The sequence below is a fragment of the Chitinophaga sp. HK235 genome (assembly GCF_018255755.1).
GTDB lineage: Bacteria > Bacteroidota > Bacteroidia > Chitinophagales > Chitinophagaceae > Chitinophaga.
The window spans coordinates 4,130,900-4,156,859 of the sequence record NZ_CP073766.1; the positions used below are offsets into that span (position 1 = coordinate 4,130,900).

The 25,960-nt window shown below is 45.8% G+C and carries 22 protein-coding genes and 1 tRNA gene; 10 read left to right on the forward strand and 13 right to left on the reverse strand.

The genetic code is table 11. The features are described 5' to 3' along the window. Positions 1 to 51 precede the first annotated feature (51 nt). The 8 genes from rplW to fusA all read right to left on the reverse strand — a co-directional run bounded on the left by rplW (position 52) and on the right by fusA (position 9,456). Positions 52 to 351, reverse strand: a complete 300-nt coding sequence (gene rplW, locus KD145_RS15020; RefSeq protein WP_113617126.1) for a 50S ribosomal protein L23 — start codon at positions 349 to 351, stop codon at positions 52 to 54. 66 nt (positions 352 to 417) lie between these two features. After that, a complete protein-coding gene (gene rplD / locus KD145_RS15025; protein WP_212006643.1) occupies positions 418 to 1,056 on the reverse strand; it encodes a 50S ribosomal protein L4 in 639 nt (212 codons plus the stop codon). Position 1,057: 1 nt separating this feature from the next. After that, positions 1,058 to 1,675, reverse strand: coding sequence for a 50S ribosomal protein L3 (rplC, locus tag KD145_RS15030; RefSeq protein WP_212006644.1), 618 nt, complete (start codon positions 1,673 to 1,675; stop codon positions 1,058 to 1,060). Between the two features lie 192 nt (positions 1,676 to 1,867). Further along, positions 1,868 to 2,173, reverse strand: coding sequence for a 30S ribosomal protein S10 (rpsJ, locus tag KD145_RS15035; protein ID WP_012789286.1), 306 nt, complete (start codon positions 2,171 to 2,173; stop codon positions 1,868 to 1,870). A 2,323-nt stretch (positions 2,174 to 4,496) separates the two neighbouring features. Then, positions 4,497 to 5,096 carry a hypothetical protein gene (locus KD145_RS15040; protein ID WP_212006645.1) on the reverse strand — a complete coding sequence of 200 codons (600 nt, stop codon included), beginning with the start codon at positions 5,094 to 5,096 and terminating at the stop codon, positions 4,497 to 4,499. A gap of 384 nt (positions 5,097 to 5,480) precedes the next feature. Next, entirely contained in the window at positions 5,481 to 6,245 is a 765-nt protein-coding gene (locus KD145_RS15045) for a polysaccharide deacetylase family protein (RefSeq protein WP_212006646.1), read from the reverse strand. A gap of 2 nt (positions 6,246 to 6,247) precedes the next feature. After that, entirely contained in the window at positions 6,248 to 7,024 is a 777-nt protein-coding gene (locus KD145_RS15050; RefSeq protein WP_212006647.1) for a glycosyltransferase, read from the reverse strand. Between the two features lie 287 nt (positions 7,025 to 7,311). Next, positions 7,312 to 9,456 (reverse strand): elongation factor G, encoded by a 2,145-nt coding sequence (gene fusA / locus KD145_RS15055; RefSeq protein WP_212006648.1) that lies wholly within the window; start codon positions 9,454 to 9,456, stop codon positions 7,312 to 7,314. A gap of 640 nt (positions 9,457 to 10,096) precedes the next feature. Between fusA and KD145_RS15060 the strand changes: the two genes are divergently transcribed. Genes KD145_RS15060 through KD145_RS15070 form a run of 3 tightly spaced genes read left to right on the forward strand, consistent with a single transcriptional unit; the run spans position 10,097 to position 13,889 of the window. Then, entirely contained in the window at positions 10,097 to 10,603 is a 507-nt protein-coding gene (locus KD145_RS15060) for a T9SS type A sorting domain-containing protein (RefSeq protein ID WP_212006649.1), read from the forward strand. A 15-nt stretch (positions 10,604 to 10,618) separates the two neighbouring features. Further along, positions 10,619 to 11,791: a type IX secretion system outer membrane channel protein PorV gene (porV, locus tag KD145_RS15065; RefSeq protein ID WP_212006650.1), complete on the forward strand. Its 1,173-nt coding sequence runs from the start codon at positions 10,619 to 10,621 to the stop codon at positions 11,789 to 11,791. A 25-nt stretch (positions 11,792 to 11,816) separates the two neighbouring features. After that, the gene (locus KD145_RS15070) at positions 11,817 to 13,889 is read left to right on the forward strand and encodes a hypothetical protein (protein ID WP_212006651.1); all 2,073 of its coding nucleotides are present in this window, start codon (positions 11,817 to 11,819) and stop codon (positions 13,887 to 13,889) included. 298 nt (positions 13,890 to 14,187) lie between these two features. Here the strand turns inward: KD145_RS15070 and rpsG are convergent, their stop codons facing one another. The 3 genes from rpsG to KD145_RS15085 all read right to left on the reverse strand — a co-directional run bounded on the left by rpsG (position 14,188) and on the right by KD145_RS15085 (position 16,450). After that, positions 14,188 to 14,658 carry a 30S ribosomal protein S7 gene (gene rpsG, locus KD145_RS15075; RefSeq protein ID WP_374223534.1) on the reverse strand — a complete coding sequence of 157 codons (471 nt, stop codon included), beginning with the start codon at positions 14,656 to 14,658 and terminating at the stop codon, positions 14,188 to 14,190. 26 nt (positions 14,659 to 14,684) lie between these two features. Further along, positions 14,685 to 15,065 carry a 30S ribosomal protein S12 gene (rpsL, locus tag KD145_RS15080; RefSeq protein WP_012789278.1) on the reverse strand — a complete coding sequence of 127 codons (381 nt, stop codon included), beginning with the start codon at positions 15,063 to 15,065 and terminating at the stop codon, positions 14,685 to 14,687. A gap of 284 nt (positions 15,066 to 15,349) precedes the next feature. After that, a complete protein-coding gene (locus tag KD145_RS15085) occupies positions 15,350 to 16,450 on the reverse strand; it encodes a branched-chain amino acid aminotransferase (RefSeq protein WP_212006652.1) in 1,101 nt (366 codons plus the stop codon). Positions 16,451 to 16,580: 130 nt separating this feature from the next. On the opposite strand from KD145_RS15085, the gene KD145_RS15090 reads away from it, so the two are divergent. The 4 genes from KD145_RS15090 to KD145_RS15105 all read left to right on the forward strand — a co-directional run bounded on the left by KD145_RS15090 (position 16,581) and on the right by KD145_RS15105 (position 18,851). Beyond that, positions 16,581 to 17,078 carry a hypothetical protein gene (locus tag KD145_RS15090; protein ID WP_212006653.1) on the forward strand — a complete coding sequence of 166 codons (498 nt, stop codon included), beginning with the start codon at positions 16,581 to 16,583 and terminating at the stop codon, positions 17,076 to 17,078. A 31-nt stretch (positions 17,079 to 17,109) separates the two neighbouring features. Beyond that, positions 17,110 to 17,691 carry an RdgB/HAM1 family non-canonical purine NTP pyrophosphatase gene (rdgB, locus tag KD145_RS15095; RefSeq protein WP_212006654.1) on the forward strand — a complete coding sequence of 194 codons (582 nt, stop codon included), beginning with the start codon at positions 17,110 to 17,112 and terminating at the stop codon, positions 17,689 to 17,691. Between the two features lie 114 nt (positions 17,692 to 17,805). Beyond that, the gene (locus tag KD145_RS15100) at positions 17,806 to 18,243 is read left to right on the forward strand and encodes a thioesterase family protein (protein ID WP_212006655.1); all 438 of its coding nucleotides are present in this window, start codon (positions 17,806 to 17,808) and stop codon (positions 18,241 to 18,243) included. Between the two features lie 17 nt (positions 18,244 to 18,260). After that, positions 18,261 to 18,851, forward strand: a complete 591-nt coding sequence (locus KD145_RS15105; protein WP_212006656.1) for a nitroreductase — start codon at positions 18,261 to 18,263, stop codon at positions 18,849 to 18,851. A 65-nt stretch (positions 18,852 to 18,916) separates the two neighbouring features. Here KD145_RS15105 and KD145_RS15110 read toward each other — a convergent pair whose 3' ends face one another. After that, the gene (locus KD145_RS15110) at positions 18,917 to 20,485 is read right to left on the reverse strand and encodes a glycerol-3-phosphate dehydrogenase/oxidase (protein ID WP_212006657.1); all 1,569 of its coding nucleotides are present in this window, start codon (positions 20,483 to 20,485) and stop codon (positions 18,917 to 18,919) included. A 63-nt stretch (positions 20,486 to 20,548) separates the two neighbouring features. Between KD145_RS15110 and KD145_RS15115 the strand changes: the two genes are divergently transcribed. The 3 genes from KD145_RS15115 (at position 20,549) to KD145_RS15125 (ending at position 24,938) form a co-directional block, all read left to right on the forward strand. Beyond that, positions 20,549 to 23,233: a mechanosensitive ion channel family protein gene (locus tag KD145_RS15115; RefSeq protein WP_212006658.1), complete on the forward strand. Its 2,685-nt coding sequence runs from the start codon at positions 20,549 to 20,551 to the stop codon at positions 23,231 to 23,233. Positions 23,234 to 23,324: 91 nt separating this feature from the next. Continuing rightward, positions 23,325 to 23,398, forward strand: a tRNA-Met gene (locus KD145_RS15120). Positions 23,399 to 24,557: 1,159 nt separating this feature from the next. Further along, complete coding sequence (locus tag KD145_RS15125) at positions 24,558 to 24,938, forward strand: PH domain-containing protein (RefSeq protein ID WP_212006659.1); 381 nt, start codon at positions 24,558 to 24,560, stop codon at positions 24,936 to 24,938. A 130-nt stretch (positions 24,939 to 25,068) separates the two neighbouring features. Here the strand turns inward: KD145_RS15125 and KD145_RS15130 are convergent, their stop codons facing one another. Beyond that, positions 25,069 to 25,893 (reverse strand): alpha/beta fold hydrolase, encoded by an 825-nt coding sequence (locus KD145_RS15130; RefSeq protein ID WP_212006660.1) that lies wholly within the window; start codon positions 25,891 to 25,893, stop codon positions 25,069 to 25,071. Between the last annotated feature and the right edge of the window lie 67 nt (positions 25,894 to 25,960).

Consider the following 25,960-nt stretch of genomic DNA (forward strand, 5'->3'; position numbering starts at 1 on the left):
TTGATGATCTGTATATACATCCATCTCCCGGCTGTTTAGGCCGGAAAGGCACTACATGTTAGCATACAGATCTATAGTTTCACCAGCTGCGAGGGTGATGATCGCCTTTTTGTAAGACGGTTTTTTCCCTGCGATGAAGCCAGCTTTAGTAAAGCGGAATTTTGCTTTACCTGGCATTACGGCAGTATTAACATCCTGTACAGACACACCGTAGAATTCTTCCACTGCTTTTTTGATCTCCAGTTTGTTGGCTTTTTTGTCAACGATGAAGTAGAAGCGGTTGAATTTTTCGGTGGATTTGTTCACCTTTTCGGATACTACCGGTTTGATTAAAACGTCTGAAAGTTTCATCTTCTTATAGCTTATAGCTTTTAAGCTGTGAGCTTGTAGCTTTGTTATTTAATTGGTTTTCAACCCTTATGCTTCTGCAGGCTCTTCAGTGAAGATTTTTGCAGCACTTTCTGTGAACACGATGTAGTTGCTGTTCATGATATCGTAAGTATTGATATCGCTCAGCATAGCACCGTCAACAGTAGGGATGTTTCTTAAAGACAGATAAACGTTGTCATTGTATTCGGGAGTGATGAACATAGTCTTCTTACCGTCTACATTGATGTTGAGGTTCTTTAAGATACCAACGAATTGTTTGGTTTTAGGAGCCTGGAGTGCCAGATCTTCAACGATGATGATGCTGTTTTCCTTAGCTTTTACTGACAGGGCGGAGATCTTAGCGAGATCTTTTACTTTTCTGTTCAGTTTGATACCCCAACCGTGAGGTTTAGGTCCGAAGATGGTACCACCACCTTTATAGAGCGGGTTACGGATGTTACCTTTACGGGCACCACCAGTACCTTTTTGTTTGTGCAGTTTGCGGGAAGCACCTTTTACTTCAGCTCTGGTTTTCACCTTGTGAGTACCCTGACGCTGAGCGGCGAGATACTGTTTAACAGCCAGGTAGATCACGTGGTTGTTAGGTTCCACACCAAAGATCTCTTCAGGAAGTTCGATGGACCTTCCGGTTTTCTTACCTTCTATATTTAAAATATCAACTTGCATGTTACTTCTGGATTAAAACGATTGAACCATTGTGGCCGGGAACGGAACCACTTACCAGGATATAATTCTTTTCAGGGAATATTTTCAGGATTTTCAGCCCTTTCACTTTCACTCTTTCGTTACCTGTCTGGCCGGCCATACGCATACCCTTGAAAACGCGGGAAGGATAAGAGGAACCACCAACAGAACCAGGAGCTCTGCTTCTGTCGTGCTGGCCGTGGGTAGCTTCACCCACACCGCTAAATCCGTGGCGTTTAACAACACCCTGGAAGCCTTTACCTTTGGAAGTGCCTACTACGTCAATAGATTCACCTTCAGCGAAGATTTCGCAGGTGATTGTTTCACCGAGGGCTTTCTGTACGTCCGGGTTACGGAATTCTTTAACAAAACGTTTGGGAGAGGTGCTTGCTTTCGCGAAGTGATTGAGCTCTGCTTTTGTGGTGTGTTTTTCTTTCTTGTCGCCGAAAGAAACCTGAATTGCATTGTAACCATCTGATTCCAGGTTTTTTACCTGAGTTACAACGTTGGGACCTGCTTCGATAATGGTACAAGCAGTTTGCTTACCATTGGCCTCGAAGATACTGGTCATACCAATCTTTTTACCAATAATACCTTTCATTTTTTATATGATTTTACCCAGCGCCTGGGGGATTTCTAGCTATCCCCAGGATGGGCGGTTTAAATACTTTATTGGGCGGCCGCCCAGAAGGCGCGACCTATGTGTTTTTGTTAAAATTGTTACTAACTGATAATCAATCAGTAACCATAAATCAATAAAAGGCGGGCCTTTTGCCCAGCCTTGCTGTTGTCCTTATGCTTTAATTTCAACTTCTACGCCAGAAGGTAAATCCAGCTTGCTCAGTGCATCAACGGTCCTGGAAGAGGAGGTATAGATATCCAGTAAACGTTTGTGAGTGCAGAGCTGGAACTGCTCGCGCGCTTTCTTATTTACGTGCGGAGAACGCAGTACCGTAAAAATTTTCTTCTCTGTAGGTAAAGGAATTGGACCTGTTACCACGGCGCCCGTGTTACGCACGGTTTTAACGATCTTCTCAGCAGACTTATCTACCAGGTTATGATCGTAGGACTTCAGCTTGATTCTTATTCTCTGAGACATATGCAATGAACTTCTTCAGTGTTTTTTCCCGTTACAAATTGGGAGGGCAAAGGTAACCCGGTTTTTTTTAATTGGCAAATAATTCTCAGGAAAAAAATAAAAGATACCTGGCAAAGTATGCCATGGTCACGGAAAGGGGGATTATAGTGAGAGGATTTTTATGAAATTAAACCTCCGAAAACATTCATTTTGTGCGTATTAAGTCTTACGCTTAGTTGACATGCTGATTTCGACAAATATAGGAAAACAAAAATCAAAACAAAAAATTTTTCGTTCAGCGGGGGGGTTCCGGAATCAGGAGTAGAAAAGTAGCAGCATAGGCAGAGGTGGCACCAAAAGAAAACCGCCTCATTCTGCCATTTGAACCTGTAGCAAAATAAAGCGGTTTCTAATTAGTTAAAGCAGATACGGTAGTATCCAGCTCCTCTTACAGAGGCTTGGTGTTACCAATACCACCTAATAAAGATTTTAACAGATTTAAAATCAGGGTCAGCAGTTGATTGAGCAAATCCATGGTTTATAGGTTTTTCAAGATTAATGCCTACTCTATCGACTGGTTTTCGGCAATCCCAGTTGGAGTTTCAATATCCGGGGTCAAATTAATAGCTATCTCTCAATATGCATGAGCTCATTTCATTCATCATCAACTAGTTTGGTCATTGTGTTCATCACAATACCATAGCGGACTGGCGGTGGTTGCCATCGTATATCGGGAGCATATTGGAATATGCCTTGCATAAAGCGACAAACTATCCTCTTCCCCACCCTTCCGGGCATAAAAAAGCTCCGGGTTACCTGTGGCCCGGAGCAATACGTTGCAAGAGAAAATAAGTGCACTTATAGCGACTGATTCCCTTACGCGGAGGATCATTGATTACAGACCTCCCAGCAGAGATTGCAGCAGTGCAATGATCGATTGGAGCAGTTGGTTGAGTAAATTCATAAGGAATGGAATTACACCTGTTATGCCTACTCTTTTTATGGTTTTCGGCAATCCCAATTGGTTTCATAGGAGCAACCAACAAGATAAAAGTAAATCCTATCCGGAGAATAACATACGTTCATTTTATTCATTTCATTGACATCAAATGCATTTCCGTTCAATCCGCTGAACACGCTAATTTCATTTTACAGTAGCAGGTTATATCCAGCTCTATCACGACGTCCTTCATACATAAAAAATCATAAAATGGAAGGAGTCCTTCATAAAACACAGAAGCCGTTGCTGCAGCAACGGCTTCTGAATTACATGTAAAAAATTGTTTCGGCAATCACAGGGTAAATAAGCATTAAAACCCTGAATTTGCAGGGATTACAGGGCACCCATCACTGTCTGAAGAAATTTCAGGATGGCAGCAAGAATTGTGTTTAACATACAAAAATGGTTAAGATTAAAGTGCTTACTCTGTTATTGGTTTTCAGCATCCCCAATGGCCATTCAGGTTCTGACCACACCGCAAAATAGGGGCTTCCAATCAAAAAACAACGTTCCAATTAATCCATTCCTAAGTAAGCCATTCATTTTATTCATTCGGATACCGAACTAAACAAAAAAAAGCCATGACGTTAGTCATGGCTCTGCGGGTAACAAACACAAAAGCTCTTCCGCCAAATGCCGCCCAGTGCGGACATCAGCAACGCATTACAACCTTTTTACAGGTAAAGAGTACACGATGACCATAGAAAAAATGTTTTAATCTCAGCTACGCTTTTACATGGTTTTCGGCATTCTCATTGTTCGTGCGGTCTGGGGTGGCAAACAAGCTGGGGTTAAGAGCAAAGCTCATCGGGCATTAACCACGATGATGGCAGCGATCGCGATCATCATCATCATCATCGCGATGGTGACAGTGGCAAGCTAAGAGTCTGAGGAGCAGTCTGATAAATTCTTCGAAGCTCATAACAAACAATTTAAAACATAATGCCTACTCTTTTTATGGTTTTCGGCAATCCCAGAATCATTCAACGGATTATTATCCGCGATGACCATGTTCATGATCATCATCATCACGAAGATGACAGAGAATAAATTTGATGAGCCACCAGATAAATTTTTCCCATTCCATAACAAATAATTTAAAAAATAATGCCTACTCTTTTCATGGTTTTCGGCAATCCCAGTAACCAATATTAACTGGATACACTACAAATGTAATCGCTATTCATTATTCAATTATTATTCAATCGGTTCATTTATCATCTCCCTGTTCACTCCATTCAATACAGCAGGAATCCTAACTAAAAAGGAACCGGCCGCCATCAGCGATGTCTGCCAGTTCCTCCATTTTTGCTTGTTTTTGTCGTTTTTTTGCTTGCCAGCGAGTTATTTGCCACCTCTTTCTTCCTTGTAAATGGCTTTAGCCTTTGCAGAAGGCAGATAAATCTGGAAACCTACGCCCAGATTGAGTCTGTGAGAGGTAGTAGAGCTGCCGAAACCAATAGTAAGGTCGTATTTCAGGAGTCCCTCCAGCGATACGTTTGGCGTGATAAAATAAGCCAGACCAGGGCCAACACCAATGCCCAGGCCATTGGTAGAAGCTCCGTTGGCAATATTGGTTCCCGCAAAGCCAACATTGGCTTCCACGAAGAACCTTGCTCTCTTGGAGAATTCGAGCTTTCTGATATTTTTATCTTCAAAGAAATAACGGCCGAAGGCACCAGCACCATAGCGGGTATTAGTACCGGGATTGTTTGTTGTCAGACCAAAATCCACGTATCCGCCAACTGCCAGTCCGTCTTTTATAAACCACCCGACTTTTGGGGTAAGATCAAAGCTGAAAACCGTGCTTTCTTTCTGGAAATTAAGACCGAGGTTGGTCAGACTGCTACCGATCATAATATTTCCCTTCTGGATCTGTGCTTTAACGGTTGATCCCACCAGTACTCCGAGTGCAATAAGGGTTAAGAGACGAATTTTTTTCATAGTGTGCTTTTTAGTTTTAACATTTAACATACTGAATGAATAAATATGCCCATAGGCCGAAACCCAAATCAGGATTTGAGTTTTACAGCCATAGCCAATGATATTTCACATTTGGACGATGAACCAGACGATCTTAGCGGCAGGGGATAATTTGGGTATGAGGAAGCGTTTCAAACAATCACAAACACATGCATTTCTTAACTGCAACAAAACTACTGAAAATGAATTATATAGCTTTCACCTTGTTAAAAAAAACTTAAAAAAATATCATAATCGGCTTCTTTGCCCATAATATTTAAGTTTATCATATAAGCTATAACAATCAACCTTTGATGTTGTTGAGCTGGGTACCCGGACTAATCTGCACAAGTTTTCAACACCAGGTCACAGCATATCGATATGGGCGCAAAAACGGCCTTGCTGCTGAAGGAATTGCAGGAATCCTTCCATTTTCTGTTCCATTTTATTGCCGGAGATGCGACTGATATAGGAAGGGAGGGCATAATTGCGGATATCCACCAGTTCCCAGGGGTGAAAATAAAAAGAGAGGTAGTTGTCCTTTCTGAGGATGGTTTTACTGAAGTGGCGGGTTATCCACAGGGGGGCGTTTTTAACACTGAGCCAGAACACAGGGTAGCGGATGAGGGGGGAAACGGAAGAAGGGATGATCCAGATGTTGTTATCACGGAACATGGTCCGGGGTAGATGTCTGTTGTTGTAACGACCGGGCAGCCAGGTAGGGTTAAGGGAAGCGTCGTAGAGGTATCCGGCTTCCTTAAGGGCCTGGAGGTTGACTTTCCGGAGGCGGGGCATGCGGAATCCGCGGACCTGCTGGCCACTGATTTCCTGCAGGGCGAGACGCGACCCTTCCAGGTCGGCATCGGAAAAAGAGCTGTGATAATAGGCATGAGAAGCGATCTCATGTTTGGCGGCCACCTGTCTGATGAGTTCCGGGTAATGCTGGGCCCAGTAGGCGGTGATAAAAAAGGTGGCTCGTACGTTGTATTTATCAAAAAGGTCGAGGGTTGTTTGCAGGCCTTTTCTGGATATTTCCAGTTTTTCCTGCAGGGGTACCTGGCGTCCAAATTCTTCGGGGATATCAAATTCTTCCACGTCTACACTGATCAATATCCTTTTCTCCTGATTCATAGTTAGTTAGCACTGATAATAATCCGGCAATAATTTCTAAGTTCTTTCAGCAGCAGTTTAATTCTAAAGGCGCTGAAGCTGATTCCGGGGCGGCAAAATACATCAACTGCGCCAATTTTGAGGCGGGGATTTTTACCTGCTTTGTAGAGGAATTCGCTATCATACAGGAAACCGTCGATGGTGGTATTGAGGAGAACAGATTTTCCGTGGGCGTTAAATCCTTTGAGGCCGGCCTGGGCATCGTTTACCTTGAGGCGGAGCACTGTTTTGTTAAGCATACGACTGATGCGGGTAATGATGCGTCTTTTACGGGGCAGTTCCCGGAGATAGGCGGCGCCTCTTTCACCAGCTACCACATCGAGGCCCTTCTGAAGCTGGTCATATGCTTTTCTGACAGCGTCGACACCGAAGGGGAAATCGAGATCGGTATATACCTGGAATGCGTGGCGGGCGTTTTTAACCCCTTCTCTGACAGCGTATCCTTTACCGCGGTTCTGTTCATAGCTGACGATGATAATACCGGGAATAGCAGCTTCGAGCCAGGATATATGCTGGCTGGTGAAGTTGCGGAGCGAGCCATCATTGACCAGGATCAGCTGGACAGGGACATCGCCCATGAGGCGGACTACCTCGTGATAATGCCTAATCAGCGATTCCACCCAGGGTCCTGATGGGTTCCAACAGGGCAGAATCACATCCAGGCCGGGTGCCAGTGCAATCTGCTCACCCGTTTCGTATTTAACAGTTGCAGGAGGTACTTGTATTAATTCCAGATACATATTGTGGTTAAGTCGGCTATCAGTAATAAAAAATACAGGCTCTGTTAGTTTGCATTTTCCCTAGTATGACGAAAAAAAAGATAGTACCCCCTAGTGCTTGGAAAGAAAATCAATAAAAAAAGGTCCTGAAGAGCAGGACCCTGGCATTTGGCAAAAAGTACGTTCAGTTGCAGGTTATGTTCCCTCAATTTATCGAAAAAAGGGCAATTGGCAATAGCATGTTCATGTAAGTAAAAAAGGTTGTCCCGCTTACGCAGGACAACCTTTTTCTATCGAAAAAATATGTATTAGGCGTTTACTTTACCTTTTACTTTCGCGATCACCTCTTCGGCTACGGCGTTCGGAGCCGGAGCGTAGTGGGAGAATTCCATGATAGAGCTCGCACGGCCGGAAGACAGTGAACGCAGCTGCGTTACGTAACCGAACATTTCGCTCAAAGGAACTTTGGCTTTGATAACCTGTACACCATTTTTGGAGTCCATACCTTCCAGCATACCGCGACGGCGGTTGAGGTCACCGGTAACGTCACCCATGTACTGGTCAGGAGTTTGTACTTCCACTTTCATGATAGGCTCCAGCAGAACTGGTTTAGCTTTGCGGGCAGCTTCACGGAAAGCTTGTTTGGCGCACAATTCGAAGGACATTGCGTCAGAATCCACCTGGTGGTAAGATCCGTCGAACAAACGTACTCTCAGGTTTACCAGCGGGAAGTTAGCCAGTACACCCTGGCTCATGGATTGTTCGAAACCTTTCTGGACAGCAGGGATAAATTCTTTCGGGATAGCACCACCGAAGATATCGTTGATGAACTGGAAAGATTTACCATCGTTTTCTTTCATCCATTCTGCATCAGCAGGTCCGATTTCCACCTGGATATCAGCGAATTTACCGCGACCACCAGTTTGTTTTTTGAATACCTCGCGGTGTTCTATTTTGGAAGTCAGGGCTTCTTTGTAGGCAACCTGCGGAGCACCCTGGTTAACTTCCACCTTGAATTCGCGACGCATACGGTCAAGAATGATTTCGAGGTGCAGCTCACCCATACCGCTCAGTACGGTTTGACCGGTTTCTTCGTCGGTTTTAGCTTTCAGGGTAGGATCTTCTTCTACCAGTTTAGCGATGGCCATACCCATTTTATCAACGTCGGCCTGAGTTTTAGGCTCGATAGCGATGTCGATTACCGGTTCAGGGAATGTCATAGATTCCAGGATGATCGGATTGTTTTCATCGCAGAGGGTGTCACCGGTTTTGATATCTTTAAAACCAACAGCAGCGCCGATATCACCAGCTTCGATGAAGTCAACGGGGTTCTGCTTGTTAGCGTGCATCTGCATGATACGGCTGATACGCTCGTTTTTGCCGGTACGTGTGTTCAGGATGTAGGAACCTGCATCCAGGTGACCGGAGTAAGCGCGGAAGAATGCCAGACGACCTACGAAAGGATCGGTCATGATTTTGAACGCCAGGGCAGAGAATGGTTCTTTTGCGTCTGGTTTACGTTCGATTTCAGCGCCAGTGTCAGGGTCTGTACCTTTAACTGCTTCGATGTCCATTGGAGAAGGCAGGTAACGGCAAACCGCATCCAGCATTTTCTGAACACCTTTGTTTTTGAAGGAAGAACCGCACATCATTGGGATGATAGCGATGTCGATGGTTGCTTTACGGATAGCTTCGTGGATTTCAGCTTCGGAGATAGAGTTAGGATCTTCGAAGAATTTCTCCATCAGGGTATCGTCGTATTCAGCAACAGCTTCTACCAGTTTAGCTCTCCATTCTTCTGCCTCTTCTTTCATATCGGCAGGAATTTCGATTTCCTGGTAAGTAGCACCTTTACCTTCTTCGTCCCAGATGATACCTTTCATGGTGATCAGGTCAACCACACCTTTGAAAGTATCTTCAGCACCGATAGGCAGGGTTAAAGGAACGGGGTTAGCACCCAGCATTTCTTTTACCTGTTTTACCACATTCAGGAAGTCGGCACCGGAACGGTCCATTTTGTTAACGAAACCGATACGGGGTACGCGGTAGCGGTTAGCCTGGCGCCAAACGGTTTCAGACTGAGGTTCAACACCGGATACGGCGCAGAACAGTGCTACCAGACCGTCCAGTACACGCAGAGAGCGTTCTACCTCAACGGTGAAGTCCACGTGGCCTGGGGTATCGATGATGTTGAATTTAAATTGCTTAGTATCCGGAAGAGCTTTACCTTGTAAGGTTGGGAAATTCCAAAAACAAGTGGTAGCAGCAGATGTGATGGTAATACCTCTCTCCTGCTCCTGTGCCATCCAGTCCATGGTGGCAGCACCTTCGTGCACCTCACCAATTTTGTGGGATTTACCTGTGTAATACAGGATACGCTCTGTGGTAGTGGTTTTACCCGCATCGATGTGCGCCGCAATACCAAAGTTCCTTTGAAATCTTAAGTCTGCCATAATATTAAAATGACTAAATAATGCAATTTGGGGGGCAAAGGTAATTTATTTTTAGCAATAAATAAAACGCGCGATATTGCGCAATTGTTATTTCTTTTTAACAAGCACGGGCGTTTCAACACATTAATTTAAATCAAAATAGCTTTAATTGTTTTAGCCAGTTTTATACTGATATCTACCATTTTTCAGTCAAAACCAGCCATTGGAAAAGTAGACATTTGCTCAGATCGATAATTCGTTGATATTCGTGTTATTATCGATCGCTTATAGCATAATCCCCAAGTTCCATTTCACACACGTATATTGTCATGTAGAAATTGTCTGGTAGCATTCCCCCCAGAAGATTAATTGGCTTTATTCATACCTGCTTATCAAAATTTTGCCATATCCATACCCTGCCTGGATCGATTCTGATCTTAGGTCGATTTCCGTATTTATCTATTTCTGTTCATCATCTATTCACCATTTCGTTATCTATCTATTCATTCCAAAAGTGAAAAATTTATGGCTACATCTGTACATTCCTCCTAATCAATAAGGTGGCTGTTTCGTTTTCATTCATTTTTCGGTGCCGGACGTTCATTTCCGGTGTCGGAAACAGCTTTCCATTGCTTATACACACCTTTTAACTCCACAATTTATGACATCGTTTATCTCCAAGTGCACTATTGCGCTGATGGTGCTGGCAGCGCTATGCACCCAAGCGGACGCGCAACTGATCCTGAACAGGCAGGTCGTTGGCAGTAATGGCGGCAGTGGTAACCTCAATCAGGTATTGATTCAATATACGATAGGGGAACCGGTTGTGCTGCCTATTACAGACGGACGGCTTCTGCTGACACAGGGATTTCAGCAACCATACGAGCTTCCTCCCCTTCCACCCGGGAAGAGTCCTGTAAAAAACTACATACTGTTTCCCAACCCGGCCCTCACCAGTGTAAAACTACAGTTTGAGATGCTGGCTGATGCAACGATTAACATTCTGATACTCAATACTGCAGGACAAACCTTGTATAACAAGCTACATCAGGTGGGCCAGGGTAAATCCACGGTAGTGATACCGGTCAACCATTTTGCAGCAGGGATCTATACGGTTGTGCTGAAAGTGGGTGTCAGCATTTACTTCGAAAAACTCATTGTGCAGTAATTAAATGTCGTAATCATGAAACCTGATCGAATAATTCTTCTTTTTTCCGGCATGCTGGCTGCCATACCAGCCGTTCATGCACAAAAAACGACCCAGCAGCCAGCTAATATCGGTGCGAGTTTTCTGCAGGTAAACCCCGACGCCAGGTCAAGCGGTATGGGTGATGCAGCCACAGGCATTAGTCCGGACGCCAATTCCATTTTTGCCAATGCGGCCAAAATTGTATTTGCAGGAGACTGGGGCGTGAGTGCCACCTACTCGCCCTGGATGTGGGAGCTGAACAATTACAAGTCAAACATGGCTTTTGTATCAGCCTACAAGAACCTGAATGCCAACGAAGGTATCGGGGCTTCCATGAAATACTTTAATTACGGGGAAGTCACCTTCCGGGATGAAAACGGTACCACGCTCCAGAACTACTCTCCCCGGGAATTTGCCATAGACGGAGCATATTCCCGCAAGCTGGGAGAACATATGTCGATGGCCATCAGTATGCGTTACATCCGCAGTCAGCTTGGGCAAGGCTCTTTCAACGGATTACAGCAAAAGCCGGCCTCTGCTGTAGCGGGTGATGTCAGCTACTATTATCAGAACAGCAAGGATTATCTGGATTTCGGCAACCGGTATTGTTTTGGTATCAGCATTACCAACATCGGTACTAAACTTTCGTATACTGACGACAGCCGCCAGAAAAGCTTTTTGCCTATGAACCTGCGGATAGGTGGCAGTTATACGTTTGTACATACCAGTGACCATGAGTTTACCGTAGCGGTAGACATCAACAAATTACTTGTTCCTACCCCGCCCATCTATGACAGCTCCGGCCAGATATCAAAAGGCAAAGACCCGGACCGGAGTGTTGTCAACGCCATTTTCTCCTCATTTGGGGATGCGCCCGGAGGTTTCCAGGAAGAACTACGGGAGTTTACAATTGGCAGTGGCCTTGAGTACGCCTACAGACAATCCTTCTTTGTACGGACCGGCTACTTTTATGAGCATCCCAATAAGGGTTACCGGCAACATTTTACCAGCGGCCTCGGTGTAAGAGTGGCCAATCTGGAGCTGGATATGGCTTACCTCATCCCCACTTCCAACAGTTTACGCGAAAGAAGAACCCTGAAATTTTCACTGATGTACAACATCGGCAGACATACTACCGCTACTGTAACCCCCGATATAACACATTAAGCAATTACTGTATAAAACACCAGTTATGACAAAAAGATACTTGTTTATCATTTGCTGCACGCTATTCTCTTTACAGCTCTATGCACAAAACGGGCTTAAAACGATCAACTACCAGGCAGTGGCCAGGAATGGAAATGGCACTATGCTGGCCAATGAAAATATAAACGTGAGAATCACCATTTTGGGAGGCTCTCCATCCGGCCCTGTACAATACCAGGAAACGCACAACACTACCACCAACCAGTTAGGGCTCTTTACTTTACAGATCGGTGCAGGAACCCCTAGCAGCGGTCATTTCAGTACAATTCCCTGGGCAAACGCCAATCAATTCATCAAAGTGGAAGCCTCCACAGATGGTGGCAGTTATCAGGAACTGGGCACCTCTCCCTTTGCGAGCGTACCATTTGCTTTGTATGCAGCCAACTCAGCCCCAGGCGCTACAGGGCCTAAAGGTGATCCCGGCCCCACAGGCAATGCAGGTCCACAAGGGCCAGCCGGAGCTGTAGGACCACAGGGTCCAGCTGGTATTCCGGGATTACCCGGAGTAACAGGCGCCCCCGGGCCACAGGGCCCAGCTGGAACACCAGGTGCCAAGGGTGACCAGGGAGACACAGGACCAGCAGGGGTACAAGGCGAAAAGGGAGACAAAGGAGAACCTGGAGCCCAAGGTCCGCAGGGGATGCCAGGGGACAAAGGTGATCCGGGCGATACGGGGCCACAGGGTGAAAAAGGAGACCAGGGAGAACCTGGACTTCAAGGCCCACAAGGAACTCAAGGGTTACCGGGCATGCCAGGAGCAATGGGACTTCCAGGAGCCAAAGGTGATCCGGGTGATAAGGGTGAACCCGGCATACAAGGAGTACAAGGAGTACAAGGAGATCCGGGCAATACAGGGCCACAGGGCGAAAAGGGAGATAAAGGAGCACCCGGCCTCCAGGGGCCCAAAGGCGACATGGGGCCACAGGGGGCGCAAGGTTCACCGGGTATTCCAGGACAACCAGGAGCACCCGGCGCGAAAGGTGATACCGGCCCTCAGGGTGCTACAGGTGCTATTGGCGCTACAGGCCCACAGGGCCCGCAAGGACCAACTGGCCCTCAGGGTCCTCAGGGACAGGCCGGCAATATGAATGGCATACCTGCGTCAGGAGATTTAGGCGGTACCTATCCCGGTCCCACAGTCAGAGCGCTACAAGGTAAAGCAGTGAGCAGCGCAATTCCTCTCTTAAATCAGTACCTCAAGTTTGACGGTACCCAATGGCTGGCGGCCAATTGCGTTCTTACACTGCCCTATGCTACGACTGAAAATAGCAACAGTACTCTTTTCAGTATAACAAATAATGGTAGTGGTACTATCGTGTGGTCTACTGCGAATGGATCCGGAGATGCTCTCCAGACAGTTTCAAAAAATGGTCATGGTATTAATACAAGTTGTACAGGGTCGGGAGATGCAGTAAACTCCAACAACTCCGGTTCAGGCAGGGCTGGCTACTTTATTAATTCCAACTGGGCCAGTGGCAGCCCCGTGGTAGAACTAACCAATAATGGACTGGGTACAGCTTTCGTTGTTAGCCAAGTAGGGTTCAACAGCGACTTTCTGCTTTTTAAAACCGGTAATGGTAATAGAAAAGTCCGCATAGACAATAGCGGTATGGGGTTCTTTAACGGGGGCACTCAAATGGGTGGTGCGGACATGGCAGAAGCCTTTGATGTAACCGGCAGGAGACAAGAATACGAGCCAGGTGATGTGATGGGGATTGCTACAGGAACAGACCGTACCCTTGAAAAAACTACCGGCGCATATTCCTCCCTGGTGGTAGGTGTTTATGCAACTAAGCCAGGTGTGCTCATGTCGGAAGAAGAAATAGATGCCGACCTTTCCAACAAAGTGCCGTTGGGCGTGGTTGGTGTGATTCCTACCAAGGTATGCAATGAAAACGGTCCGATTCATCGTGGAGATATCCTGGTTACTGCGAGCAGACCGGGTTATGCGATGAAAGCTGATCTGAGTGTTCTGAAAACCGGCCAGGCCATCGGCAAGGCATTACAGGAGTTTTCCGGTGAAACCGGGAAGATTAAAGTATTGGTCAATGTGAGATAAGCAGTATACTACCCAATTAGCAAAGGCCGTCGGGATCTCCTGACGGCTTTTTTGTGTCCGGGGGAAAAGCGGCTGAAATACCGGACTGTTTATGCAGGAATTCCATAGTTATCCACATTCAGATCATGTTAAATGATGTTCTTGCAAATCCGCTATGGTGGTGGGGGACTTAGTTTATCAACGGGGTAATGCAGGGGTTATTCACATCAAAAGCAGTGTTTATCCACACATAAAAAGGCAAACAGCTCCGAAGAGGAACTGTTTGCCAAATATATTGAGTTGCCCGTGAGGGCTAAAACTATACTCTGAAGTGAGAGAAAGCTTTGTTAGCTTCCGCCATGCGGTGAGTATCTTCTTTTTTCTTGAACGCTGCGCCTTCACCTTTGCTTGCTGCTACGATTTCGTTGGCCAGCTTATCTGCCATGCTCTTACCGTTTCTTTCACCAGCGAAACGAACCAGCCATTTGATGCTCAGGGAAACTTTCCTATCAGGACGAACCTCAGCAGGGATCTGGAAGGTAGCACCACCGATACGGCGGCTTCTAACTTCAACAGCAGGAGTAACATTGTTTAATGCTTTTCTCCAAACCTCATAACCGTTTTCTCCGGTCATCTGGCTCACCTTATCCACAGCATCGTAGAAAATTTTATAGGCAATGCTCTTCTTTCCTTGTTCCATTACGTTATTAACGAAGCGTGTTACCAGCTTGTCGTTAAACCGAGGATCCGGAGCCAGAGGCAATTTTTTTGCAGCTTGCTTTCTCATTATTGAAAATTACGACTATTTATAATTGATTATTTTTTAGCCTTTTCCTTTTTAGTACCATATTTGGAACGGCTCTGCTTTCTGTCTTTCACACCGGCAGTATCCAGGGAACCGCGAACAATGTGATAACGAACACCTGGTAAGTCTTTTACCCTACCACCACGGATCAGTACGATAGAGTGCTCCTGCAGGTTGTGACCTTCACCTGGGATATAAGCGATCACCTCAACTTTATTGGTCAAACGAACCTTTGCCACTTTACGTAAAGCGGAGTTAGGTTTTTTAGGCGTGGTTGTGTACACACGAGTACAAACACCGCGACGCTGAGGGCAGCTATCTAATGCCCTGGACTTGGACTTAGCCCGGATAATTTCTCTTCCTTTTCTTACTAATTGTTGTATAGTAGGCATTCTTTACCTAGTTTTTTATGTCGGTTTACAATGACATCCAAATTTCCCATAAGGGATTTTGGGAGGGCAAAGGTAAAACTATAAATGTGAATAACAAAATTGTTTCGAATATTTTTTACCGGCTTTGAATTTCCTTGTAGTCGGAGATTGGTTAATCTATCTTGGTAAAAAGAGGACATCAAAAATCCGGACTGCAAAGGTATGATTTCCTTCAGAAACTACCATAAAAAAATAGGGCTGTTTTAAACGCCCTATTTTCATTATTTTAATAATATGTAATCCTTTTATTCATTGCCTACATGGTAATTCCAGTGACGGTTATCCTCTTCACGGCCGGTACGGATGGCATCGAGACGGCGGATAACTTCAGCTCCGGTTTTGTAGGTGGTAGTATCCAGTTTGATCTCAGTATCGAGGTAATCCAGTTGTTCTACATAAGCCAGTGCAGCGGCGGTACCAGTACCGAATACTTCTTTAAGGGTACCGTTTTTATAGGCGTTCACTACTTCATCAATAGAAACAGGTCTTTCTTCCACTGTGAGGCCCAGGTCTTTGAGCAGGTCGATTACGCTGGCGCGGGTTACCCCTTCCAGGATAGTGCCCTGAGACAGGTCAGGTGTGATGGCCGTATTGCCGATGATCACGAATACGTTCATGGTACCGCATTCCTGCAGGTATTTGTGTTCGTAGCCATCTACCCAGAGAATCTGGTCGTAGCCCTGCTTTTTGGCCTGCATGGTAGGATACATGGTACCACCATAGTTACCCGCAGCTTTAGCATATCCAACACCACCCGGGAAAGCACGTACGTATTTGTCCTGCACCAGCAGTTTGATTGGCTTATTAAAATACGGTCCGGATGGAGAATTGATAATGGCAAAACGATAGGTATCGGAAGGACGTACACCAATAAACTCATCAGCGGCAATCATAAAAGGACGCAGATAGAGGGAACAGCCAGGTCCTGTAGGGATCCAGTTGCGGTCCAGATCTATCAGCATGTCCAAGCCACCAATAAACAGCCACTCGGGAACTTCGGGCATACCCATTCTTTCCGCGGAGGTATTAAATCTTCTGTAGTTATCATAAGGCCTGAAAATCATCGGGTTGTCCTGAGGATCCTTATAGGCTTTGATGCCCTCGAAGATAGCCTGTCCATAGTGCCAGGCTGCATTGGAAGGACTTACAGAAAAGTTCTGAAAAGGCATGATTTCGGCATTCACCCACGCTTTTCCATCAAAATCAGCTACCAGCATGTGGTCTGCATACTTTTTACCGAATACCAGATTATTAAAATCTACTTCACTTAAACGGCTATGCGTAGTTTTTGTGACTTTGATCTTCTGTAATGCTTCTTCCTTTACTGTTGATTTAGCTACCATCATGGTTAATCAATTTTATCTCAATATTTTTACACTTTCGTCCCGGGGTAGGGCGCAGTTGCGGCCTACGGCAGTGCAAATAAACTGATTTTTCCCTACGCCGGACTTTAATATTAAATTAAATCATAATAATATGTCGCTCGAGCAATTGGAACTTGATCCGTATTATCTGGCTAAAATCTTCACCCAGCCCATCATTCCCGGGAAAAGCATGCCGGTTGCAGCGCAGCAAATTGAGGTGCCGAAAGTCAAATATTTAGGAGAAAATCAAAAAAACATTGCGCTCTTCATACAAAACGAAAATGAAGCCTACTTAAATGATGAATTATTCAACCTCCTTACCAATATATTAAATGCCTGTAAACTAAGCATGCAGGATGTGTCGCTTATTAACACCTCCCACTACCCTCAACTGGGCTTTGCTGACTGGCAGTCTGCCGTAAAAATAGAGAAGGCCATTGTATTTGGCACAGCATCGGGACCGTTAGGGCTTGCTGATGCACCATTGTATCAGATAGTGACTGTCAATTCCACTACCCTGCTGCTTTCTGACGAGCTCCAGCTGATCGGGGCCGACAAAATACTGAAAGCCAAATTATGGGCCGGATTAAAACAACTATTAGGTATTTAGGTTATTATATAATTTTTTTTTCTATTTGAAGATGAAACTGATTTTTGCCACCAATAACGAGAACAAGGTTAAAGAATTCCGCTCCATGCTGGGTGATCACTTTGAGATCATTACCCTGCATGAAGCCGGTATTGATATCGATATTCCTGAGCCACACGATACGCTGGAGGAGAATGCCCGGGAGAAATCCGGCACCATCCACCGGATGACAGGACAGAACTGCTTTGCGGAAGATACCGGCCTGGAAATAGATGCCCTTCAGGGCGCTCCGGGTGTATTAAGCGCCCGCTATGCCGGAGAACAGAAGCTGGCGTCCGACAATATTGCCAAAGTGCTGACTGAAATGGAAGGTATCACCAACAGGGCAGCCCGTTTCCGCACCGTCATCTCCCTAATACTGGACGGCAAGGAATACCAGTTTGAAGGTGTCAGCCAGGGGCATATCAGCACCCATACCATGGGAGAAAAAGGCTTCGGCTACGATCCCATCTTTATTCCGGAAGGAGCTGACCGTTCCTTTGCCCAAATGGACCTGACAGAAAAAAACCAATACAGCCACCGGGGCCGGGCCTTCGAGAAATTCGTAGCCTTCCTGCAATCATTACCCGCCTGATCATTTATGGATTTTTTGATTTCGGGATTTTGGGATTTAAAATGAAATCATCCCCTACATCAAAAAATCATAAATCAAAAAATCTCTAAATCAAAACCATCTACCTAAAAAATAATGGCAAGAATAAAAATAGACTTACCGGAAAAACTCGGATTCAGCACAACGATACCCATCAGGATACAGGATGTTAACTATGGAGGACATGTAGGCAATGATGCCATCCTGTCTATTATGCACGAAGCCCGTATGCAGTTCGTGCAGCAGGCCGGCTACAAAGAACTGGACCTTGAAGCCCATACCGGCCTGATTATGACCGACGTGGCCGTTGCCTATAAAGGCGAAGGTTTTCACGGAGATATCTTCACCGTGGAGATGGCCGCCGGGGAATACAGTCCGTTTGGCTTCGAGTTGTTCTATCATATTACCACCCAGCGCAATGGCCAGTCCATTACTATCGCCGATGCCAAAACCGGCATGATATGCTTTGACTATAACCTCCGGAAAGTCATGAAACTACCGGCAGACATGAAAACCGCTCTGGAAAACATTTAACCGATTAAAACAAGATCATGGAAGTAAATACAACGACCAGTTATCTGGAAAAAATAATTGCCTCCCGCCGTACGGTGAAGCCCACCAGCATGAACGGTAAAAAAGTGGCTGACGATACTATACAGCAGCTGCTGCAGCTGGCTGACTGGGCCCCTACCCATGGCTATACAGAGCCCTGGCATTTTATTGTTTACAGTGGAGACAAAGTGCAGCAGTTTTGTGCTGACCATGCCGACCTGTACAAACAACATACTGCTGCCGACAAGTTCATCGCCGGCAACTACGACAAACTGAAAGACCAGGGTAACCTGGCCTCTCATGTTATTGCCATCTGCATGAAACGGGGCAGCAATCCTAAAATTCCTGTGATAGAAGAAATTGCAGCAGTATCCTGTGCCGTGCAGAACATGTGGCTGGGTGCCACTGCTCAGGGCATTGCCGCCTACTGGGGTTCAGGTGGTATGACCTACCACCCTGCCATGCAGGATTATCTGGGCCTGGGAGATGATGACCAGGTGCTGGGATTCTTTTACCTGGGTTATACCGACGAACCGGCACAACCAGGAAAACGAATCAAACCATTGGCAGAGAAAGTAAAGTGGATGTAGATTTTTGATTTACGATTTTGTGATTTAGGGATTGAGAGATTTTCTCAAAATCCCTAAATCATCCATCAGGATAAAATATACCCTTTGGCGAGGGTTTCGAAGGTTTGCAGTTGTTCGTTTACCCAACGTTCATCTTTAATCAGTTCAGTTGCCATGATAGCGGCAACGGCGGGGGCTATACGTAAAGCTTCCCTGGCATCCAGAAACAGGAGGCGTACCCTTCTGGCCAGGAAATCCGCAATATTCCGGGCCATTTCTTCTCTTACAGCCCATACTACCTGTGCTTTTAAAATATGATATGGTTCACTCAGTACTTCCTGCATATCAGGCTGGGTGGCTACCAACTGATGCAGATGCAGTGCATCGCTGCCGTAGAAATACCAGGGATCGTCCCAGTTGACATTAGGAGTGGCGCCATGAACCAGCATTTCCTGGGTTTGGGATTCTGTTTGTTTCCAGCGCAGGGATTTTTCCAGTTGATGTAGCACATCTTCCCCCATGCGGCGGTAGGTAGTCCATTTACCGCCAATGATAGTGATCAGGCCGGAGGCGGCCACGATGATTTTATGGCTGCGGGAGATCTCTTTGGTTTTATGTCCTTCTGCTCTGGCAGCAGCCAGTGGTCGCAGGCCTGCCCATACGCTGCGTACATCGCTGCGTTGGGGTGCCCGGACGAGGTATTGTCCGGCTGTTTGCAGGATAAAGTTGATTTCAGCTTCCAGCGCATGGGGTTCGAGACTGATGTGATTGACCGGTGTATCCGTGGTACCTACTACCACCTTATTGTGCCAGGGCACCACAAACAACACACGGCCATCGCTGGTAGACGGTATCATGAGTGCATTGTGGCCGGGCAGGAAACTGCTGTCGAGTACCACATGAACACCCTGACTTGCCGCGATGGATTTCGGTGCGTCGGGGTTGTCCATTTCCAGGATATCATCTGCAAAAACACCGGTGGCATTGATTACCGCTTTGGTATTGAGGAAAATTTCCGGGCCATCATTTAGTGTATCCCTTACCGTCAGTCCGCTGATATTTCCTTCTTCATCCTTGCGGAGGCTGGTGATTTTCATGTAGTTCAGCACAGTGCCGCCTTTATCGGAGATGGTCTGGGCCAGGTTGATGGCGAGCCGGCTGTCATCGAACTGGCCATCGTGGTACAGGACGCCGCCGGCGAGGTGATCTTTTTTCAGGGTAGTGAGTTTATCCAGGGTATCCTTGCGGGAGATGTGTACCGACTTGCCAAGGCTGAGATGTCCGGCCAGCCAGTCGTACATTTTAAGGCCGATCGTATACTTTATGTTTTCCCAGGCGTTGAAAGTGGGGATAACGAAGCTGAGGTTACGGACGAGGTGGGGGGCGTTGCGGGCAAGGCGGCCACGTTCAATGCTGGCTTCTCTTACCAGGGACACATCGCCCTGTGCCAGGTAACGGACACCTCCATGTACGAGTTTGGTGCTTTTACTGGAAGTGGAGGCCGCGAAGTCGGCCTGTTCCAGCAGCAGGGTACGATATCCTCTGGTGACAGCCTCCAGGGCGGCACCGAGGCCGGTAGCACCACCACCGGCCACAATAACATCCCATGGCTCCAGGTCTTTTCTCAGGGCTGCAACGATAGCTTCTCTTTTCATAAACGAGTTTTCGATTCCTACAAATTACTGCGTAAATATCTACCTCACAAGCATTCAGGGCATATGCCCCAAAAACTTAACGGACAGGTAAAGGAAATGTTCTGGCGTGTCAAACATTTAGGCATAAAAAACGTTCCTGTAAGGGATATCATCCGTTCCCACACTATTCATATGTCCATTAAGGTTATATCCATATTGCAGCGTTGCTGCCGGCCCTTGCTGGTGTTCCTTCTGCTGATCATCACCTTACCCCTCAGCGCGCAGCGCAAAAAAAACACCCCCATCCCCGGCACTATTCACATGGTGACCATAGACAGTGCCACTATCCGCAAAAATATCAGCAAGCTGGCCCAGGACACCTCCAAACTCAAAAAATCTGATACCGCTGTTGCAGTTATCATCAGCCGGATAGAAAGTTATACGTTGCTGCTCAATCAGCTGATGAGCAGCCTGCGCCGCGGATTCGACACTGTAAACATCAGTAAGGAGATACCGCTGATAGATACATCCCTGGCACTTATCCGCGAGAATATCGCCGGGCTGGGGCGTACTCCCAACGTCAACGATATTTACACCAACAAGGTGATGCTCGAACAACTACAGCGTAAACTCAGCGGCTGGCAGAACAATCTCTTTTCGTATTATAACCAGCTGGTAGCCATCAACGACACGCTACATTCCCTGCGCCAGGATACCTCCATGCGCAGTATTCCAGCAGAAGATGAGTTATATGGCTTCTACATAGGACAACTCACCCGCCTGATCGTCAAATACCGGTCAGTAGACAGTGCCAATAAAATCAACCTGATCAAAATAGGGCTGTTGCAAAACAAGATCGCCAACCGCTATATTGATGTGTCCAATCTGCTGGAAGACAGTGATTACCGGCTGGAGCAGTTTTCTGCCGATATGTTTTCGAAGGACTACCGCTACATCTGGAAACCGCATCGCGACAGTATCAACCCACTGGAATTTTTTCCGGTAGTACATCGTTCTCTTCACAAAAGCACCCGTGTGCTGACCATCTTCTTCTCCATACAGTGGCCGATATTCATCGTATGGATACTCCTTGCCACCCTCTTTGCCTTATGGATACGGAGTAATGTGCGTCATGTGCGGCGCAACCATCCTGAACAGGAGGCGGAAGCCATCCTGCAGCATGCCCGGTATGTACACCGGCATCCGATAGCCTGCACCATTATTTTCGTGACTACATTGTCATCGGTACTGTCTGTCCGCTACCCTATCCTTTACACCGAGATCATCTGGGCGCTCACTATGTTTGCGCTCACCTATCTCTTCAAAACCGATCTACCCAAAACACTGTTCCGGCATTGGCAACTATTGATGGTACTGCTGTTCGTTTATTCTCTCAACAACCTGCTGATAGAAGTAACTTATGCCGAGCAATGGGGCCTGCTCATCAGCGCTGTTCTCTGTATATTGCTGGGTTTCCGCCTGTTGAAGGAAACCACCCTCATTAGTTTTGCCCAGCCAAAATATACCCGGCCTGTTATCAAGATATTCATCGCCACCAGTGCATTCTCCCTGTTGATGGTACTGCTGGCACGTGTAGGCAGCGCCAAGATTTTCGGGTCCAGCGCGGTTGTGAATACTGTTATGGCCCTGAACCTTTATGTACTGGTGAAGATATTACTGGAAGCGGTTTTTCTCCAGGTAGAAGCCAACAAAAACTCCAGCACTTTCATCTCCTTTATGGACTACCAGGATGTGCAAACCAAACTGAAGACATTCCTGACCGCGCTGGCTTTCGTTGGCTGGCTCATCATCGTAGCCCGCAACCTTTATCTGTATGATGCTATTTCTGCCGATATCAGCCAGTTTCTTTCTACCAGTCGCCATATCGGCAATTCAGACTTCACCTTCAGCAGCGTGATCATTTTTGTGCTGGTCATATGGGTTGCCTTTGTAGCCTCCCAGCTGATCGCCTATATGTTTGGCAATACCGGCCAGAGCGCCACCCCGACACAGAAACCACGGTTTGGCTCCACGCTGCTATTGCTGAGGCTGGCCGTACTCGCCGGCGGTATTCTGCTGGCCTTCGCCGCCTCTGGCATACCCATGGACAAACTCACGATCGTTATCGGCGCCCTCAGCGTAGGCATTGGCTTCGGTTTACAGAACATCGTCAACAACCTCGTATCCGGTATCATCCTGGCTTTTGAAAAACCTATAGAAGTAGGTGATGTGATAGAGGTTGGTCCCCGCTCCGGTATTGTAAAAGAGATAGGTATCCGTTCGAGTAAAATCTCCGCCTATGACGGTTCTACCGTTGTAGTACCCAATGCCGACCTCATCTCCCAACAACTCATCAACTGGACCCTGACCAACCGTGCCCGTCGCGTCAACTTCATGCTGGGCGTAGGTTACGGCAGCAATATCGAACAGGTGACCGCCATCATCAAAAGCGCCTTCACCGACCAGGAAGGGATACTCGCCTCGCCAGAACCGGTTGTACAGCTGTCCCAGTTCGCCGACAACGCCATCAATTTCCAGGTGTATTTCTGGATCTCCGACCTCGGCAACGCCGGCGCACTACAAAGCCGGGTGCTGACTTTTATCTATGACGCTCTCAACAAAGCCGGCATAGAACTTCCTTTCCCACAACGTGATCTGCATATCCGCTCCATCGAAGAAGAAGTGCTGCTCAAGTGGAAAGGTGCTGCCACAAAGGATTCCAGCACCCCATCAACCGAAGCAGCCGATGATCAGGAAAAAAAAATATAAAAAAAACGGACTGTACATTTTGATTTTTCATTTATTAGCCGTTATCTTTGCACTCCCGTTTTGAGAATGACTGTTCAAGACAGACGGAAATGGCGAGGTAGCTCAGGTGGTTAGAGCACAGGATTCATAACCCTGAGGTCTCGGGTTCAAGTCCCGATCTCGCTACGAAAAGTTAAAAAATCCCATAGAATCAAAATTCTATGGGATTTTCATTTTGTATCTGTTTTATGTGTCGTATCTAATATGCATGTCGGCTATAATTAGGTTAGCAAGTATTTTTAAGGCCAGTAACCCACCTACTTTAAAATCATCTTTCATATTTCATCAGTTACTCAATGATAAGAGCCAGAAGATTTATTAAGTGCCCAACTAAATAGATCTTAGCAATTATTTTATAGAAAAGCCCATTACAATACCTTAAAGACTTCTTACAAGGTAGCTTCAGGGGAATATAGACCAAGGTAAGTCAAATCACAAAAATGAAAATTCAATAAACAGCCCCCTGCAAGGAACTCTATTATCCCTGGTATGTAGGACTTATCATTTGAATTTTCCGTAAATGCCTCCAGTATTCATCTTGCCAATTCATTAAATTCCATCTATTTTCCTTTCAAGACAAAGGATGGTTATTCAGATTCCTTCTATGCTCATATTATGGGTGATATGTTGAATTTTTATAAAAGTGCATCTGTTAAAGGGATTAGCTCATTCCTAGAGAACAAACGGAAAATCAACTCTGGTATTCTTCCTATAAATCTTATTGATGTAATAGAAGTGAATGATTATATCCCGATAGTCGAGCTAGAAGAAGTCTTATCAAAAAATATAGTTCATTCCAAATAGTAAAAAATTAATTGAATCGCTTGCTGAGTTATCGGATGAGGAGCGAAGACAAAAGATATTGGAATACAATATTGAGGTAACTAACAAGATAAACAAAAAAAAGAAAAGTGAAAATATAATTGATTTAGGTTTGAACATCCTAATGGATTCAGCAGGAGCAGCAACAGGTTATGTTGCTTTAGGAACAACTTTTTCAATGTTAAAAATGGCGATGCAGATAAGGCAAATATTCATTATTTAACAAAAATAAATAGAGTCGCGCGAGTTAAAAGAAATATCCAAACGCAGCTTACTAACCAAGCAACTTAAAGACAACAGGTCTGATAGGAATGAGTTAAATAACTCGCCCGATCTCACTACAGGTTAAAATCCGAAAATCTTTTACAGTAAACGGTTTGCGGATTCTTTGTTTTAATGCGGTACCTTTCTACCAGCATATTAGTTGACCATCTTTTTATATCTTTCCTAAAAAATATTATCTATGGGATTTTTTTCAGCGCTACTGGGCAATGCAGGAACAGTCAGTCAGGAAGAACTAGCAAAGGAATATGGTAAACTGCTGACTGATACAGAAGTGATAGAGTTAGGCTTTAAGTTGTTCAGGGATACTTTTATTTTTACGAACAAGCGGTTGATATTAGTGGATAAGCAGGGCCTTACAGGTAGTAAAACGGAATATAAAAGTGTGTCGTATAAGAGTATCAGCCGGTTCAGCGTGGAGACAGCCGGTACTTTCGACCTGGATGCGGAGCTGAAGATCTGGGTGAGCAGTGAAGCAACGCCCAGTATTGTGAAGACGTTCAATAAATCAGTGAATGTATATGAAGTACAGAGAGTGTTGGCACATCATGTATTAGGATGAGTACTATTAATCCCTCTCTTTTTTAAAAAATCCGGCTCACTTTAAGAGCCGGATTTTTTGTTTACCGGAAGATCAGTTTATGTGAATTTGAGATATCAAAAAACTGCTAAAGCATTATGGCGCAAATTTATTAGCATGGCTGAAGAGGCTTACTGTGTGTGGTATTTAATTCAAGAAAACCGGGAATCATTGCCATCAATAAATTAGTTTTCTTTGTTAATGCGGTATGCATTGTTCCGGGTAATATGGCCAGTTGTGAAGCGGGCATTGATAGCTCACCAATACTACCACCTCCCAATAGTTTATACAATTCCACAACATGCTCCAGCCGAACAATATCTGCATCACCAGCGATAATCAATGCAGGAGCCTTAATTTTTCGAATATCATCGACTGACCACTCCTGTATCTCTTTGTTAAATACGGTTACTTTCGCAAGGTGCTGAGACCAGTCCTGTGGCTGCGGAGCAGTGTTTAGATATTCTGCCTCATAGGGAGTACCCTTCATGCCTTCGGTGGTAAGCAAGGCTTCCAATCCTATGAGTTCCGGATGGCGCCCACTGCTATTGAAGGTAACGGAAGCCAGGATAAGTTTACTGACAAGAGCTGGTTTGCGCATAGCAATCTGCAGTGCGACTCCCGCTCCGGTACTGTATCCAAAAATATCTGCTTCTCTAATATTCAAAACATGCAGTAATTCAATAACGTCATCTGCAAATTGCTCATAAGAAAGCGGGCGTTCCGGAATATCAACCGTATGTCCATAGCCCTGAAATTCAAGGGCAATGACCTGCCTGCCTGTTGCCAGTAGCGGGATCAGGTTTCCGAAGGCAGTACTGACTCCGGAGACTGCCCCGGGCAAGAGAAGAAGCGGTTTTCCTTGTCCATGCACTTCGTAGTACATTTTCAGTCCGTTTACATTTGCATAGCTTCCACGGGTTTCTATAGTACTCATTAGCTTTGGGTTTGTTTGTTACAAAGCTCGGAAGCGACGGGCAAACAATTCTTGGTCTACACCAAGA

Coding starts and splice junctions, on each gene's coding strand:
- rplW (WP_113617126.1), bottom strand. CDS start 351: ATGAAACTTTCAGACGTTTTAATCAAACCGGTAGTATCCGAAAAGGTG.
- rplD (WP_212006643.1), bottom strand. CDS start 1,056: ATGCAAGTTGATATTTTAAATATAGAAGGTAAGAAAACCGGAAGGTCC.
- rplC (WP_212006644.1), bottom strand. CDS start 1,675: ATGAAAGGTATTATTGGTAAAAAGATTGGTATGACCAGTATCTTCGAG.
- rpsJ (WP_012789286.1), bottom strand. CDS start 2,173: ATGTCTCAGAGAATAAGAATCAAGCTGAAGTCCTACGATCATAACCTG.
- KD145_RS15040 (WP_212006645.1), bottom strand. CDS start 5,096: ATGAAAAAAATTCGTCTCTTAACCCTTATTGCACTCGGAGTACTGGTG.
- KD145_RS15045 (WP_212006646.1), bottom strand. CDS start 6,245: ATGAATCAGGAGAAAAGGATATTGATCAGTGTAGACGTGGAAGAATTT.
- KD145_RS15050 (WP_212006647.1), bottom strand. CDS start 7,024: ATGTATCTGGAATTAATACAAGTACCTCCTGCAACTGTTAAATACGAA.
- fusA (WP_212006648.1), bottom strand. CDS start 9,456: ATGGCAGACTTAAGATTTCAAAGGAACTTTGGTATTGCGGCGCACATC.
- KD145_RS15060 (WP_212006649.1), top strand. CDS start 10,097: ATGACATCGTTTATCTCCAAGTGCACTATTGCGCTGATGGTGCTGGCA.
- porV (WP_212006650.1), top strand. CDS start 10,619: ATGAAACCTGATCGAATAATTCTTCTTTTTTCCGGCATGCTGGCTGCC.
- KD145_RS15070 (WP_212006651.1), top strand. CDS start 11,817: ATGACAAAAAGATACTTGTTTATCATTTGCTGCACGCTATTCTCTTTA.
- rpsL (WP_012789278.1), bottom strand. CDS start 15,065: ATGCCTACTATACAACAATTAGTAAGAAAAGGAAGAGAAATTATCCGG.
- KD145_RS15085 (WP_212006652.1), bottom strand. CDS start 16,450: ATGATGGTAGCTAAATCAACAGTAAAGGAAGAAGCATTACAGAAGATC.
- KD145_RS15090 (WP_212006653.1), top strand. CDS start 16,581: ATGTCGCTCGAGCAATTGGAACTTGATCCGTATTATCTGGCTAAAATC.
- rdgB (WP_212006654.1), top strand. CDS start 17,110: ATGAAACTGATTTTTGCCACCAATAACGAGAACAAGGTTAAAGAATTC.
- KD145_RS15100 (WP_212006655.1), top strand. CDS start 17,806: ATGGCAAGAATAAAAATAGACTTACCGGAAAAACTCGGATTCAGCACA.
- KD145_RS15105 (WP_212006656.1), top strand. CDS start 18,261: ATGGAAGTAAATACAACGACCAGTTATCTGGAAAAAATAATTGCCTCC.
- KD145_RS15110 (WP_212006657.1), bottom strand. CDS start 20,485: ATGAAAAGAGAAGCTATCGTTGCAGCCCTGAGAAAAGACCTGGAGCCA.
- KD145_RS15115 (WP_212006658.1), top strand. CDS start 20,549: ATGCCCCAAAAACTTAACGGACAGGTAAAGGAAATGTTCTGGCGTGTC.
- KD145_RS15125 (WP_212006659.1), top strand. CDS start 24,558: ATGGGATTTTTTTCAGCGCTACTGGGCAATGCAGGAACAGTCAGTCAG.
- KD145_RS15130 (WP_212006660.1), bottom strand. CDS start 25,893: ATGAGTACTATAGAAACCCGTGGAAGCTATGCAAATGTAAACGGACTG.